15 protein-coding genes and 1 pseudogene are annotated in these 14,766 nt (G+C 65.1%); 1 reads left to right on the forward strand and 15 read right to left on the reverse strand.

What is annotated here, in order from left to right; all coding sequences use genetic code 11:
• Positions 1-10 precede the first annotated feature (10 nt).
• The 15 genes and pseudogenes from AB4Z51_RS04095 to lptF form a co-directional block, all read right to left on the reverse strand.
• Positions 11-1,357 (reverse strand): caspase family protein, encoded by a 1,347-nt coding sequence (locus AB4Z51_RS04095; RefSeq protein ID WP_441268189.1) that lies wholly within the window; start codon positions 1,355-1,357, stop codon positions 11-13.
• Positions 1,358-1,546: 189 nt separating this feature from the next.
• On the reverse strand, positions 1,547-1,768 hold the full coding sequence (locus AB4Z51_RS04100) for a hypothetical protein (RefSeq protein ID WP_441268188.1): 222 nt from the start codon (positions 1,766-1,768) through the stop codon (positions 1,547-1,549).
• A 60-nt stretch (positions 1,769-1,828) separates the two neighbouring features.
• On the reverse strand, positions 1,829-2,005 hold the full coding sequence (locus AB4Z51_RS04105; RefSeq protein WP_441268187.1) for a hypothetical protein: 177 nt from the start codon (positions 2,003-2,005) through the stop codon (positions 1,829-1,831).
• Positions 2,006-2,039: 34 nt separating this feature from the next.
• Positions 2,040-2,231, reverse strand: a complete 192-nt coding sequence (locus AB4Z51_RS04110) for a hypothetical protein (RefSeq protein ID WP_063983688.1) — start codon at positions 2,229-2,231, stop codon at positions 2,040-2,042.
• A 106-nt stretch (positions 2,232-2,337) separates the two neighbouring features.
• A complete protein-coding gene (locus tag AB4Z51_RS04115; RefSeq protein ID WP_441268836.1) occupies positions 2,338-2,553 on the reverse strand; it encodes a DUF6894 family protein in 216 nt (71 codons plus the stop codon).
• 48 nt (positions 2,554-2,601) lie between these two features.
• Entirely contained in the window at positions 2,602-3,312 is a 711-nt protein-coding gene (locus AB4Z51_RS04120) for a Crp/Fnr family transcriptional regulator (RefSeq protein WP_441268186.1), read from the reverse strand.
• Positions 3,313-3,554: 242 nt separating this feature from the next.
• Positions 3,555-3,791 (reverse strand): hypothetical protein, encoded by a 237-nt coding sequence (locus tag AB4Z51_RS04125; RefSeq protein ID WP_028157550.1) that lies wholly within the window; start codon positions 3,789-3,791, stop codon positions 3,555-3,557.
• Between the two features lie 72 nt (positions 3,792-3,863).
• Positions 3,864-4,026, reverse strand: a pseudogene (locus tag AB4Z51_RS04130) (Flp family type IVb pilin).
• A 168-nt stretch (positions 4,027-4,194) separates the two neighbouring features.
• On the reverse strand, positions 4,195-5,253 hold the full coding sequence (locus AB4Z51_RS04135; RefSeq protein WP_441268185.1) for an alcohol dehydrogenase: 1,059 nt from the start codon (positions 5,251-5,253) through the stop codon (positions 4,195-4,197).
• 22 nt (positions 5,254-5,275) lie between these two features.
• Entirely contained in the window at positions 5,276-6,133 is an 858-nt protein-coding gene (gene rsmA, locus AB4Z51_RS04140; RefSeq protein WP_085402860.1) for a 16S rRNA (adenine(1518)-N(6)/adenine(1519)-N(6))-dimethyltransferase RsmA, read from the reverse strand.
• Positions 6,133-7,167 (reverse strand): 4-hydroxythreonine-4-phosphate dehydrogenase PdxA, encoded by a 1,035-nt coding sequence (gene pdxA, locus AB4Z51_RS04145; RefSeq protein WP_441268184.1) that lies wholly within the window; start codon positions 7,165-7,167, stop codon positions 6,133-6,135. The genes rsmA and pdxA overlap by 1 nt, the downstream gene beginning before the upstream one ends.
• A complete protein-coding gene (locus tag AB4Z51_RS04150) occupies positions 7,167-8,102 on the reverse strand; it encodes a peptidylprolyl isomerase (protein ID WP_439034779.1) in 936 nt (311 codons plus the stop codon). The genes pdxA and AB4Z51_RS04150 overlap by 1 nt, the downstream gene beginning before the upstream one ends.
• Positions 8,103-8,170: 68 nt before the next feature.
• Positions 8,171-10,657 carry an LPS-assembly protein LptD gene (locus AB4Z51_RS04155; RefSeq protein WP_441497069.1) on the reverse strand — a complete coding sequence of 829 codons (2,487 nt, stop codon included), beginning with the start codon at positions 10,655-10,657 and terminating at the stop codon, positions 8,171-8,173.
• Complete coding sequence (gene lptG, locus AB4Z51_RS04160) at positions 10,657-11,754, reverse strand: LPS export ABC transporter permease LptG (RefSeq protein ID WP_063983680.1); 1,098 nt, start codon at positions 11,752-11,754, stop codon at positions 10,657-10,659. Before lptG ends, AB4Z51_RS04155 begins: the two co-directional genes overlap by 1 nt.
• A complete protein-coding gene (lptF, locus tag AB4Z51_RS04165; RefSeq protein ID WP_135215292.1) occupies positions 11,751-12,920 on the reverse strand; it encodes an LPS export ABC transporter permease LptF in 1,170 nt (389 codons plus the stop codon). The genes lptG and lptF overlap by 4 nt, the downstream gene beginning before the upstream one ends.
• Before the next feature lie 341 nt (positions 12,921-13,261).
• On the opposite strand from lptF, the gene AB4Z51_RS04170 reads away from it, so the two are divergent.
• Positions 13,262-14,761, forward strand: coding sequence for a leucyl aminopeptidase (locus tag AB4Z51_RS04170; protein WP_441268182.1), 1,500 nt, complete (start codon positions 13,262-13,264; stop codon positions 14,759-14,761).
• Positions 14,762-14,766 lie beyond the last annotated feature (5 nt).

The following is a 14,766-nucleotide window of genomic DNA, read 5'->3' on the forward strand; positions in this document are numbered from 1 at the left end:
GAAAAAGGTATCAGCGGCCGGAGCCGTCGGCGCAGACGGATCCGATAATGCGGCAAGCTTTGCCAGCCTTGCCGCATTCGTCAAGCGCGGCATCCCTGGCGTGCTGGATGCTGTCGCGCTGGACCAACGACCAGGATTTGTCTGATATCGCGAACGCGCCGCAGCGGTTGCCGTAGAAGGAGAGCTCGATCGGACATTTGGCGCCGGCGCAATTGCCGCGCGCATCCGCCACCGCCGCGCGCCGCGAGGCGTGGTTCCACGATATGCCCCATTTGCTGCTGTCGGGACCGTACACGATCGAGCCCCACGGCTTCAGATCCTCCATCTTGCGCATCCGCAGCAGCAGGCCTTCGGTTGCCTCGCCCGTCGGCGCCATCGAGATCCGCTGCTGGAGCTTGGTGATCGCACGGGTCAGTCCATCGGGCGTGTCAGGATCGAAATTGAGCTCGTAGAGCCGCTCGCTCAATTCGCTCAGCAGCGCGGCATCGCGCAGCGGCACGCGATCGGGATCGGCGCGCAGCCGATCCGCCGGCAGCGGATCGGGCTGCATCGCGGCGACCTGCGGCGGCGGGCTTTGCGTCGGCGGCACGAAATAGAAGGTGCCGTCGATCGGCGAGGACGACACCCAGGGCTGCTGCGCGCCTGATGTGGCGCGCTTCACGGCGAGGCCGACCTGGTTGAAGGTCTGGAACACGTCGAGGCCCGCGGTCCGGACCGTCGCCGCCAGCGCCTTGGTGTAGGGGCTGTGGCCGTCGCTGCCGTCCTGCGCGACGTTGCCGGGCTGCGTCGCGTAGGAGATCAGCGTGCCCTCCGGCGCGCGCATCTGCGCAAGGCCGCCGTCGGAGGATCGCAGGCCGCGCGAGCCAAACGGGTTGTTGCGGCAGGCGTCGAGGATCACGAGGTTGAGGCGCGTACCCGATCCCTGCATCTGCCGCAGCACGAGGTTGACGTCGGTCATCTGGAAATCGACATCGGCCTCGCGCGTCGGATTGGCGCCGACAGGCACGAGATAGTTGGAGCCGGCGACTTGCACGCCGTGGCCGGCATAATAGAACAGCGCGACGTCGGCGCCCTGGACCTGCCGGCCAAAGCTCTGCACCGCGATATCCATCGCGCCCTTGTCGAGATCGAGCTGGGGTCGCCCGCCGACCAGCGTGAAGCCGAGCGCGCCAAGCGTCTCCGCCATCAGGCTCGCGTCCTTGGACGGGTTGTCGAGCGGCGTGATGTTCTTGTAGGCGGAGTTGCCGACGACCAGCGCAATGCGCTTCTCGGCCGAGGCCGGCGCCGCCCCGGCGACAAGCAGGGCTGCAGCCAGCGCCGCCAGCCCCACGACGCGATTGAAAATCCTCGCGCGCATGAAAACCCCCAAAGCGAAAACTCTTCAAGGCAATGACGCCAATCTACCAGCCCGGCGCCCCGGCGAAAAGCGGTGCGACATTCTGTGCAGGGCAATCGCATGGGAGCGTTGCAGGCCGTCATGCCCGGGCTTGTCCCGGGCATCCACCCCGGGCCACGCACGCCGGAATGATGAGGGATGGATCGGTGTTTACTTCCAGACCCGCGCCAGCGTCAGCGCTAGACACCCCAGCGCAGTGCCGATCAGCCCCACCATCGCGTAGGACTGCGCGAATACGCCGGTCTGGATGAAGACCTGACAGGCGATGGCGATGCAGATCGCGGCCAGCAGCAGGCAGGCGCAGCTGACGATGGTCGACAGATAGCGCATCGCGGTTGCGACGGGCCCTGCGGGTGATGCGGGATCGTTCATGCGGGGATACAACGGCGCGGCCGGCGGCGGTTACTCCGCCGCGGCGTGCACGCAAGAGCATCAGTCGCGGGCGCAGCAATCGACAAGTGCGCGCCAGATGCGGCGAACTTCGATGGTCCGCTGCAGCTCAAGGACGTGGTTCTCGCTTGCATCAGAGGATTTTTCCTCCAGTCGTGATTCACGTGGTGCGATCCAGCGCTCGGATATCGGATCGTACCATTTGCCGAGATCGACCAAGTTCGTGTCTCCTCTCTTCGATCCCCCTGGTCTTTTAGCCCATGCGCCTGTTCGTGGTGTTCTGGGTGATGTTGCCGTGCTCGGCCTGTTCGCGAATGTTCTGCTTCTCGTCGTCGCGATGGCCCTTGGTGGTGTCGAGCGGAATTGACGGCGTGCTGCCGGGACCCTTGTGGCTCTGGTTCTCCGCGGGAACAGGCTTGACCGTTTTCGTCAGCGGCTTCGTCATGGGCTTTGACTCCGTCGTTGCCTCACGAGATGCCAACGCATGGGACATTCGCGGCGTTCCAATTGGTGGTCTGATGTGATCGGTGCGGAGGCGACGGGAAGGGCTGTCAGCGAAACCGCCGTGTCACCATTGCAAGCACGAAGACAGGCTCGCTTCCGTCAAACACGCTGAGCGTCCAGCTGTCGCCGGGGCGCAGCGCATGCTCGACGTCGCGGGAGAGGTGGACGGCTTCGCGCCAGGCGGCATCGTCGTCGAGGAGCGTTTCACCGGTCGTGTCGGTGTGAGGTTGCTGGCCCTCGAAATGAAAGAAGTACCGCGCCATGTCGGGCAATGCGGGCCACGCGAATATGTTCCGGCTGCGCGGATTGTTCTAGCCCGCCGAGCGTCCCAGCACTTCGCGAAAGTGCTTCTTCACCGCGCCGTTGCAGGTGCAGGCGCTTGTCTCGAGTGCCGGCGCATCGAGAATCAGGATGGCGCCGCGGCGGGTCGCGAGGATGCGCCTGGCCTTGAACGTCTGGATGACGCGGCTGGCATAGCTGCGGGAGACGCCGAGCATGCCGGCGAGCTGCTCATGGGTAAGGCGGATTTCGTCGCTGCCGATATGCTCTCGGGCCGCAATGATCCATTTCGCCGCGCGTTGCTCGATCGAATGCGCCGCGTTGCAGGCCGCGGTCTGGAGCAGCTGTGCGAACTGGCAGGCTGCGTAGCGCGAAAAAATCTCATGCATGCTGGGCGATCGCTGCTGCGTCTGCTCGAGCGCGCGCAGCGGCAGGCGGACCAGCGTGCCGCCGACCTTCACGACGACGCGGGAAAAGGCCAGCGACGGGCTGCGGCCTGCGGAAAGACCGACCCCGCCCTCGCGGCCCACCAGGAGACTTTCGACCTCGCGGTCATCCTCAACCGGCACCGCGAACGACACGAACGCAGGGCCGCAGGGGAAGTGGACCACGGAGATGCCGTCGCCGGCGTGATGCAGAACGTGGTTCGCGGCGACCTCGACCGATTGCAGGTGCGGCGCGAGCAGCTCGAAATCCTGGGCGCTGAGCCTTCGCAGCAGATCGTTCCTGGGCCGGCCGGTCACTCTTCTTGTCTCTGGGCTCTTCGTTGGCCGGGAATCGGCGTCTCCAGGAAAAACCCTACGTTTCCGCGCAGGAACCGACAGTTCCAAAGTGAACGCAAGTGCTTGCGGGAAACCGAAAAGTTCGCAGCAGCGAGGCGTCGCGCCGTCCGGCGTTGCCCGCAGGACACGCTGCGAACTTTGTTCTCATCCGGAGAACTACGGAATTTCCAAATGAGCCAGCGCTTGTGGGGCGCCGCGGGCTCTTATCCGAGACGGATCTGGCGTTCGGCCAGGAGGCGGCTTTGGGCCACCTGCTTGCGGTAGGCACCGATCGCCTTGTTGGCGAGCATCAACTGCCGGCGCTCACCGGTCCTGAGCTGCGCTTCGATGGCATCCAGAATGGTGTTGGCGGTCTCGTCCGGAGGTCCGAGCTCGCCGCTCTGCTCCAGGAAGCTCCAGGCGATGAAGAATGCGCTTTCGACGGTGCAACGAATGGACATGCGCTGCCAACGCGGTGTGGTCGCAGCCGTTCCGCGCGGTGACGTGCCTTCAGCGCGCGGGCTGGATTCGCGCTACTTCAGCGAGGTGCTGATCGAGCCGAACTTCAACTTCAACGACGAGCCGAGATTGTCGACCACGGCGATGATCGCGAGCAGCGATGCCGGCTGCGATCAGGCCGTTTTCGATCGCAGTGGCTGCGGTTTCATCGGCCAGGAAGCGGCGGATGGTCTGCATGGCCTCACCAGAATTCCAAAGAGAAAGCTGGCGAGGACTTTAGTTCGCGGCTTGCCGGTTCCCCTATTTGGAACCGGGGCTTGCGTCAATTCCGGGTTAATTCGGCGGAGGAAAGCGCGGCGGCGAGACCTCGTCCCGCCGCCAAGCCTGCCTGGATTTTCCTGCGCATCAGTTCTTCAGCACGATGCGGCCGACGACCTTGCCGGCGCGCAATTCGTCGATCCATTTCTGGACGTCGCCCATCGGCTCCTCGCGCATCGGCGTCGGCTTGATCTTGCCGGCGCGGGCGAGCGCCATCAGCTCCTGGGCTTCCGCGAGCGTGCCGACCATGAAGCCCTCGACGGTCAGGCGCTTGTAGACCCATTGCACCATCGGCAGGGTGAACTGGCCGCCCATCAGGCCGGAGACGACGACCTTGCCGCCGCGCGCGGCGACCGCCACGGCAAAGGCCATCGACTTCTCATTGCCGGCGAAATCGACCACCTCGTCGAAGCCGCCCTCGGTTTCCTTCAGGATGCGCTTGATCACGTCGGGCTCGGACGGATCGTAGGCGACGGCTGCGCCGTTCTTCAGCGCGGTCTCGCGTGCGGCCGGCGAGAGATCGGCCACCGTGATTGGCTGCTTGAACATCGCCTGCGCAAACGACAGGCCCATCATGCCGACGCCGCCAAGGCCGATCAGCAGCAGATTGCGCTGGCGCGGACGGTCGACCAGGCGCTTGAGCGCGCCGTAGGCGGTCACGCCGGAGCACATCAGGGTCGCGGCCTGGTTGACGGGCAGGGGATCGTAGTCGAGCAGGTACTTCGCGTCGGGCACCAGTACGTGGGTGGCGAAGCCGCCATCGATGGAGACGCCGAGGAAGCGCTGCTTCACGCAAAGGTTTTCGTCGCCATTGGCGCAGTCGCGGCACTGGCCGCAGCCGATCCACGGGAACACCGCCTTCTTGGCTCCGACGAGGTTCGCCGGCACGTCCGAGCCGACTTCGTCGACCACGCCCGCGATCTCGTGGCCGAGCGTGAACGGCAGCGTCATGCCGCGCGTGGTGTCGAGCTTCTTGCCGCCGCCGAGATCGGCATAGCCGTCCTGGATGTGCAGGTCGGAATGGCAGAGGCCGCAGCGCTCGATGCGCACCAGCACCTCGCGGTCTTTCGGCTTCGGCGTGTCGACGATGGTCTCGCACAAGGGCGCATCGAACTTGACCAGGGACTGCCGACGCATCAACGCCATATTCCTTCCTCCGAAATTCCTGTTATCCAGCTTGCTTTCGTATATCCGCCAATTCACGCGCCATGGCAACAAAGCCTGATATCGGAATGGTTTCGGCGCGCCGCGTCGCATCGACACCTGCGGCGGCGGCAAGGCGAGCGGGATCCGCTTGAAGCGATTTCAGGCTTTGCCGCAGCATTTTTCGGCGCTGCCCGAAAGCGGCGGCTGCGACCTGTTCGAGCAGCTTGCGATCGCAAGGCAGAGGCTCTGCGCGCGGCACCAGCCGCACGACGGAGGAGGTGACCTTCGGCGGCGGCACGAAGGCGGAGGGCGAAATGTCGAACAGGATCTTCGTCTCGCAGCGCCAGTTGGCGAGCACGCCGAGGCGGCCATAGGCCTCCTCGTCCTCGCGTGCCACGATCCGCTCGCCGACCTCGCGCTGGAACATCAGGACCATCATGTCGTACCAGGGCGGCCAAGGGTCGGTGGTGAGCCAGCCGATCAGGAGCTGGGTCGCAATGTTGTAAGGCAGGTTCGCGACGATCTTGGCTCTTTCGCCATTGAGCAGCGGACGCGGGTCGAAGGTCATGGCATCGCCATGCACGATCTCGAGCCTATCAGGGTAGCGCGCGGAAATATCCTGCAAGGCAGGGATCGCGCGCTCGTCATGCTCGATGGCGATGACGCGTTTGGCGCCGAGCGCGAGCAACGCGCGCGTCAACCCGCCCGGGCCGGGACCGATCTCAACGATGGTGGAGTCCTCGAGCGGCGCGGCGGCACGCGCGATGCGCGCGGTGAGATTGAGGTCGAGCAGGAAGTTCTGCCCCAGCGATTTGCGTGCCGACAGTGCGTGCTGGCGAATGACCTCGCGAAGCGGCGGGAGGTCGTCGATCGCGCTCATCAGCTTTGCGCAGCCGCCATGCGGCTTGCGAGCTTGAGCGCAGCGATCAGGCTTGCCGGATTGGCCTTGGCCGTGCCGGCGATGTCGAACGCGGTGCCGTGATCGGGCGAGGTGCGGATGAAGGGCAGGCCGAGGGTGACATTGACCGCGTCGTCGAAGGCGACCGTCTTGATCGGGATCAGCGCCTGGTCGTGGTACATGCAGACGGCGCAGTCATAGGTGCTTCGCGCGGCTTCGTGAAACATGGTGTCGGCAGGGAGCGGTCCCTTCGCCTCGATGCCGTCGCCGCGCAACGCCTTGAGCGCTGGCGCAATCACGGTCTGCTCCTCGTGGCCGAGCGAGCCGTCCTCTCCGGCATGCGGATTGAGGCCGGAGATCGCGATGCGCGGCCTTTCGATGCCGAAGCGGGATTTCAGCTCGGTCGCGACGATGCGCACGGTCGAGACAATGAGCTCGCTGGTGAGCTGGGCCAGCGCATCGCGCAAGGAGACGTGGATGGTCACGGGCACCACGGCGAGCCGCGGCGACCACAGCATCATCACCGGCTGCGGCACGCGGCCGTTCTCTGCGGCAAGCTCGGCGAGGTATTCGGTGTGGCCGGGATGGCGGAAGCCTGAGCGGTAGAGCACGCTCTTGGCGATCGGGTTGGTGACGACGGCGCTGGCGCGGCCTTCACGGACATCGGTGACCGCCTGCCGGATCGAGGCGAGCGCGGCCGGCGCGCTCGCGTCATCGGGCTTGCCGGGCTCGGCTGTCGCACTCTCACCCGTTGCGACCACGGGCAGGGCCTCGGTGAACGCGGCTGCGGCCTCGCCGGCGCTTACCGAGGCAATCCGGATATCGGCGCCGAGGGCCTTGGCGCGGCGAGCGACGAAGGCCTCGTCGCCGAGCAGATAGAAGGCGGGCAAGTTCAGTTCGCGGCGTCTGAGCCAGGCTGCGATCGTGATGTCGGGGCCGATGCCGGCGGGCTCTCCCAGGGTCAGGGCGAGGGGCTTCGAAGGCTTGATGGAAGGTTCTAAGGCGAAGTTGGCCATCAGCGGTTGCGATATTCGATCATCGCCGCTTTCCGGAGATCATCGAGATAGGCCTTCTGGGTCTTCTCGTATTTCTCCGAATACATCTTCTCGCGGACCTCGCGCTTTTTCGGCGTGTCGATCATGGTCGGCTTGCGCGAGCACAGCACGACCATCTCGATGCCCGCCTTGGTGACCTCCGGCGCGGTCAGGTGGCCGATCTGGGTGTCGTCGAGCACCTTGCGAAGCGCCTCGGGCAGTTCCGCGGTGGTCTTGGTGACGGTGTCGCGGATGGTGGCGTTCGGCGTTGAGCGGAACAGCGAATTGGCTTCCTCGCAGCTTCCGACACGCGAGCGATAGGTCTCGGCTTCCTTCTGCCGCGTCTCCAGGAACGCCGGGGACGAGCCGCGCGGCACGATCAGCACGATCGGCTGCATTTTGTACTCGGTGCCCTCGATCTGGAGCTTGTCGCCGGTCTGGGCCTGCACGGCCTGCGCGACGTCACGCTCGCCGACCATCAGCTTCTCCTTGAAGCGGCCGCGTACGAGGCTGGTCCAGACCATCTCGGCCTTCATGCGGCCCTTCAGCGTCTCGGGGCGGACGCCCTTGACCTCGAGCGACTTGGTGAGCTGATCCGGCGTGATGCGCATGCGCTGCGCCATGCCCTCGTAGGACTGGTTGATGTCGGAGATGCCGGGGTCGACGCCGTATTTCTTGCCTTCCTTGAGCTTCACCTTGTCGTCGATCAGCTCGTTGATGACCTCCTGCCGGCTCGGGGTCTTCTGGGTCGTCAGCTGGTCGAGCTTGGAACGCTGCTCGATGTCGAAATCGGTGATCGGGTCGCCGTTGACCATCACGACGATGTTCTGCGCGCGCGACGGCGCGGGCAGGCCGGTGAGGATCAACCCGGCACCGATGGCGAGGAGGAGGCGAAAAACAGGCAATTGGGTCGTCATGATTATCGCTCGCATGTCAGCCGGGATGAGCTCGCTCTCGGGAGAGCCCGGCCGTCATTTCAGACGGTTCATTGGTAGCCGGCGGACGAGCTGGACCCGGTCGAGGTCGCCAGCGTGCGCAGGCCGATCTGGAACATGAACGCGTGGTTCAGTACGGGCGGCGCCGTGCCCGCAGAGTAACTATACGAAGTTACATAGTTCACGCCGAGCACGAAGCAATCGTCGACATAGCCCGCTCCGAGCACATACTGGTTGATCTTGTTGGCCTCGAGGTCCCAGCGCGCCGAGCCGGTCACCACCCAATTGGCCGCGACCTTGATCGAGCCCGAGGTCAGGATGCCCTCGCGCCGCGTCAGATAGCCGAGCTCCGGCTGCTCGGCGTAATTGCCGTACATCATGCTGACCGACCAGCGATTGAAGTTGGCGCGGCCTTCCGCCTCGAAGCGCTGCACGTTCCAGGTCTGCTCGTCCATGCGGGAGCGGACGCTGAACGTGTAGGTGCTGTTGGGTGAGTAGCTGGCGCTCGCCACGTAGTCCGAGCGCGGCTTGTCGAGGCCGGAATCAAGGCCGGTGTTGATGGTGTCCTGGACCGTGTAGGAGTTCAGGCCGAACAGCTGGTAGGACTGGCCGAACAGCACCTTGACGGCGCCGCCCTTGTCGAACTGCGTGGTGGACTGCACGCCGACATTGGCGCGGCCGCCGCCCTCGACGCGGTCGTAACCGGAGAACTTGTCGACGCTGAACAGGTTCGAGGTGTCGAACACCATGCTCTGGGCGTCCTCGTTCGGGAACTTGCCGGCATAGGGCTCGTTCGGCCGGATGATGACCTGCGCGATCGGCTCGATGGTGGTCGAGCCCCAGGGCTGAACGTTGATGAAGGGATAGCGGTATTCGAGGCCGACGGTCGGCATCAGGCGGAACGCCTGGGTGTCGCCGACCGGCAGGTAGTTCGACACGCCCGGCTGGTTGGAGATCGAGGCGTTGATCGCGTCGGCGCGGAGGCTGGCGAACGGTGTCCAGATCTCGCCGAACGGGTCGGTGTAGGACTTGCGCCACTGCGCTTCCGCCGTGAGGCGGGTGTAGGTGCCGGGGACGCCGCGCAGCAGGCACTGCGACGGCGTGCGCGCGAGCGGATCGGCCGACGTCGTCGTGCACAGGCTGTTGGTATTGGCGAGCGTGGTGATCGGATCGAACACCGCGGTGTCACGCGACAGGTTCGTGAAGTTGGTCTTGTAGCTGAACTCGCCGCCGAACACCGGATAGTTGAGCACGTTCGAATAGTCGATCACGGGATAGACGATCGGCACCTGGCTCTGGTTGCCCGAGTAGCTCAGCCAGTACATCGTGCGCGCATCGAAGAAGCTGCGATTGCCGACGCCGGTCAGATAGAGCTGCGACAATGCGTCGGTCGGCAGATACAGGAACGAGCCCAGCGGATCGCGGTATTGCGACAGGCGGTAGTCCGAGAAGAAGTAGTAATCGGACATGACGACGCCGTCCCAGCCCCAGACCCACTTGTCGTTCAGCGCGAACTGACCCTTGGTGTCGACGGCGCCGCGGAACTGGCGGTCGCCGGGCTGGCCGGCGAGTGCGCCGGGGTCGAGTTGGTCGATGCCGTAGACTCGGATCTGGTAGGCGCCGTCCATCAGGCGCTGGCGGTACTCGGCCTGGAACAGCACGCCCTGCCTGGAGGTGATGCGCGGGCTGAAGGTCATGTCCATATCGGGCGCGATCGCCCAGTAGAACGGAACTTCGACGCCGTAGCCGAACGGCGTGTTCGACGTGAAGCCCGGCATCAGGAAGCCGGTCTTGCGCTTCACGGTCGGGTCGGGCGTCGAGAAATAGGGCATGTAGGCGATCGGCACGCCGAAGAATTCGAGCTGTGCCGTCTCGAAATACAGCATCTTCTCCTGCTGGTCGTGGATGATGCGCGCACCCTTGACCTGCCACAGCGGCGGCTTCTTCGGATCGTCCTTACACGGCGCGCAGGCCGTGTAGACGCCGTTCTCGAACACCGTGTAGTTGCCGCTGGAGCGGTCGGCGCGGCTCGCGGCCATGCGGGTCTGGTCGGCGGTGTCCACGCGCAGCGAATCGACGAAACCGTCGCGGTAGTCGTCGGAGAGATCCAGGATCTCGGCATAGGTGATCTTGCCGTCGGCATCCGTCATGCGGACGTTGCCTTCGGCATGCAGCCGCTTGGTCTTCTGGTCGTAGATGACCTTGTCGGCCTCGACGCTCGTGCCGTTGTAGAACAGCTGGACGTTACCGACCGCGGAGACGCGCGAATTGTTGTAGTCGTAGTCGACCTCGGTCGCCTGAACCAGCATCTGGTTGTCGTTGGCGACCTTCGGCGGCTTCGCGCGCGGCGGCAGCGGATTGTAGGTGAAGCTCTGAGCGGAGGCCGGCGTCACGGCGGCAATGTCGATCAGCCCGCCGAGCGACGCCACGGCGGCGACAGCCAGCAGGAGCCTGCGAATGGACAAGCCGCATCCGTTCGCGCGCACCACAGTACGCTGCGTCAAACGAGACACGAGCCCTCGATGGACGGCAGTCACTAACCGTCCTCCTGATACAACAAGGCCAAAAAGCCGGTGAGGCCGCCCACCACCGCGGGCAACCACGCCGCAGCGATCGGATGCATCAACTCAGCCTTGCTCAAGTCTTCAGTCACTTTCGACAAAACGTAGAGCAGAAAGCCTGCGCCCACGCCACTCAAAACCATCTTCTGCACGCCGCCCATCCGGAAGAAACGCAACGACACGGAAGCCGCCAGCATCACCATGGCGGCCAGCAAAAACGGCTGTGCCAGGAGCTTGTGATACTGGAGTCGATAGCCGGCTGTCGCGAAGCCCGAGCTCTCCGAGGAGCGGATGTAGCTCGGTAGTTGCCAAAAGGACACAGTCTCGGGTGTGGAAAAGCTGTTGCGGATCTGGGCTTCGGTCAGCGTCGTCGGAATCTCCAACGTCGCCTGGTCGATCGGCGGCGAATCCAGCGAGAAGCGGCGCACCGATTTGAACAGCCAGTGACCGGACTCCAGCGCCGCCTCGCGCGCCTCGATCCGCTCCTTGAAATGCCAGTCCGTATCGAATCGGAACAGGGTCAGGCCGGTCAGCCGGACGCCCTGCTGTTCGCTGCGCGCCGCATTGATGATGACCTGGCCGTCATTGGTGACCTGGTTGAGCCAGAAGCCGGAGGCGTCCTGGATGCCGCCGCCGGGGGCCGAGCCGAACAGCTCGGCTTCCATGCGCTTGGACAGCTCGCGCAGGTTCGCCGACATCGGATTGTAGGCGACGGTCGCGATCACCCCGATCAGGAGCGCGCTGCCGAGAGCCGGCGAGATGAATTGCCATGCGGAGATGCCGGCGGCGCGCGCGACCACGAGCTCGAGCCTGCGGGAGAGGGCGAGATAGCAGGTCATGGCGCCGATCAGCATGCAGAACGGCGTCAGCTTCTCGAGCAATTGCGGGACCCGGAACAGCGAGGTCTCGGCCACCATGATCGCGGAGGCGGATGCGAGTCCTGAGGTCTTGCGCACCATCTCGATGTAGTCGACCAGCACCAGCAGCAGGAAGATGCCCGCGAACACGCCGAGCGCCGCGACGACGAAGCGTCCGGCGAAATAGCGCCCGAGGGTGTTGGTGAGCATGCTCATGCGGCGGCCGGCCGTCTGAACAGCCGCGCGATGCGCGCGTTCGACCTGTTGATGGCCTCCATGAGGCGGGGCGGCGGCTCGACCACGATGCCGCCGATGATCAACCACAGCCCGACGCCGATGGCGCCAAGGACCATCGCGTACTGGAACAGCACCGGGCCAGGCGACTTTACCGCCATCACCGAGCAGGCGAATCCTGCCATGCGCAGGCCGAACACGGCGATCACCGAGCCGCCGATCGAGAAGTTGCGGCTTTGGCGCGTGGTGCGCGGCGCGCCGAGGAAGGCGAAGGTCAGCACGGCAAAGGCGAAGGGATAGATCGGCGCCAGCAGGCTGTCGTGCAGAGCCGAGCGGAACTGGCCGGGAATCTGCTTGTAGACCGGATCGTCCTCGGACGGGGAGAACAGCTCCCAGAGATAGCGCTCGCGGATGCCGAGGGTGACGTCGTGACCCTGGCCCGAGAATTTCGACATGTCGAAGCCGTAGCGGCCGAACGCCACCAGCGCGGGATCGCGCTTGCCGGCCTCGAAGCGCTGCAGATTACCGTCCTTGAGCACCAGGAACGAGCCGTTGTCGTTCTTCACGACCTCGCCATGCTCGGCGACGATCGAGACGCGCTCGTTGGGATCGCGGCGATCGTCGATGAAGATCCCGGCGAGGATGCCACCGGGCTGGCGTTCGCGGATCCGGATCGTCAGGTTCTTGTCGAGCTGGGCGAAGCGGCCGGGCTGGAGGATGTTGGTGAGCACGTCGGCGGTGATCTCGGCGTCCCACTGCTTGATCCGCCGCATGCCGTCGGGGGCGAGATAGGCCGCGATGAAGGCGACCAGCAGCGCCACGACACAGGTGGCGTAGAAGAACGGATAGAACAGCCGGAACGGCGAGAAGCCGGCGGCATTCATCACGATGATCTCGGAATCGGTCGCGAGCTTGTTCAGCGTGTGCGAGATCGCGATCATCAGCGCGATCGGCGAGATGATCAGGACCAGTGCCGGCACGACGAGGCTGGTGATGCCGAGGAAGGTCAGGATGGTCTGACCCTGGCTCGTCATCAGGTCGATGCCGCGCAACGCCTGCGTAATCCAGATCACGCCGGTGAGGCTGACCAGGACCAGCGCAAACGACGCCAGCGTCGTGCGGAAGATATACCTATCGATTGACCCCATGCGCTACCGCACGAATCCCCACCAGCGCCCCAATGCAGGCCGGAAGTCCGGCTGCCCAACCAATCCCCGATCAGGGGATCCCCAAGGTCGGCCAACCACCTCTACCACCGGCTTACTCTCTCACTACCATCCCTTTGATCCATCAACAAAATGGCTGCCCCGTGGCGCCGTCAATATATGGTTAATATTTCCCTCGTTGTGGCCCGGCGGCCACGGGGGTGCTTGGCAGCCACCGCGCCGGTGGCCCATAGTGGGGAAAGTCCAGTGAATCGTCGTTCAGCTCCGGCCCGTGGCCGGGTCCGCCCAGCGACGAAAAGCCCGATGTTTTGAAGGAGTTACCCATGTCCGATGCCATCAAGGTCGGCTTTGTCCCGTTGTCTGCTGCCGCCCGTGGCATCCTGGTCGTGTTCTGCGACGACACTCTGAAGCTCGGTCCGGCGACGGCCAAAGCACTCGGCGGTGCCACTGAGCTGGTCAAGCGGGCGGCCTCCGCCGCCGGCTTCAAGGGCAAAAGCGGCGCCGCGCTGGACATCCTGGCGCCGGAGGGGGTGAAGGCTACCCGCCTGGTCGTGATCGGCGCCGGCAAGGCGGCGAGCCTGAAGGCGAACGACTTCCTCAAATTCGGCGGCGTGGCGGCGGGCAAGCTTTCGGCCGCGGCCGCTGCCATGACCATCGTCGCGGAACTTCCTGATGGCGCCATGACCAGCGAGCAGGCGGTTGCGATCGCCTCGGGCCTGCGGCTGCGCGCCTACAAGTTCGATCGCTACAAGACGAAAAAGAAAGACGGCGAGGAGGGCGGCTTGCGCGCCGACGTCTCGCTTGCGGTCGGCGATGCCACCGCGGCGAAGAAGGCGTTTGCCTCGGCCGGCCATGTCGTCGACGGCGTGATCATCGCGCGCGATCTCGTCAACGAGCCGCCGAACGTGCTTTTCCCCGAGGAGTTCGCGCGCCGCGCGGGCCTGCTCCGCAAGCTCGGCGTCAAGGTCGAGGTGCTCGACGTCAGGGCGATGGACAAGCTCGGCATGGGCGCGCTGCTCGGCGTCGGCCAGGGTTCGTCACGGCCGAGCCGGACCGTGATCATGCGCTGGGACGGCGGCAAGAAGGGCGAGGCACCGGTCGCCTTTGTCGGCAAGGGCGTCTGCTTCGACACCGGCGGTATTTCGATCAAGCCGGCCGGCAGCATGGAAGATATGAAGGGCGACATGGGCGGTGCCGCCTGCGTCGTCGGCCTGATGCATGCGCTCGCCGCGCGCAAGGCCAAGGCCAACGTAGTCGGCGCCATCGGCCTCGTCGAGAACATGCCCGACGGCAATGCGCAGCGGCCGGGCGACATCGTCACCTCGATGTCGGGCCAGACCATCGAGATCATCAACACCGACGCCGAAGGCCGCCTCGTGCTCGCCGACGTTCTCTGGTACGTCGCGAAAAAGACCAAGCCGAAATTCATGGTGGATCTGGCGACGCTGACCGGCGCGATCATGGTCGCGCTCGGCACCGAGCATGCCGGCATGTTCTCCAACAATGACGAACTCGCCGACCGTCTGCTCGCGGCCGGCATCGAGAGCGGAGAGAAAGTCTGGCGCATGCCGCTCGGCCCCGAATACGACAAGCTGATCGATTCCCAGTTCGCCGACATGAAGAACACCGGCGGCCGCCATGGCGGCTCGATCACCGCGGCGCAGTTCCTGCAGCGCTTCGTCGACGGCACGCCGTGGGCGCATCTCGACATCGCCGGCACGGCGATGGGCGCGCCGAAGACCGACATCAACCAGAGCTGGGGAAGCGGCTACGGTGTCCGTTTGCTCGACCGTCTGGTCGCCGACCACTACGAGCGCAAATGATCTGA

Source organism: Bradyrhizobium sp. 2TAF36 (genome assembly GCF_052114925.1).
Lineage (GTDB): Bacteria > Pseudomonadota > Alphaproteobacteria > Rhizobiales > Xanthobacteraceae > Bradyrhizobium > Bradyrhizobium barranii.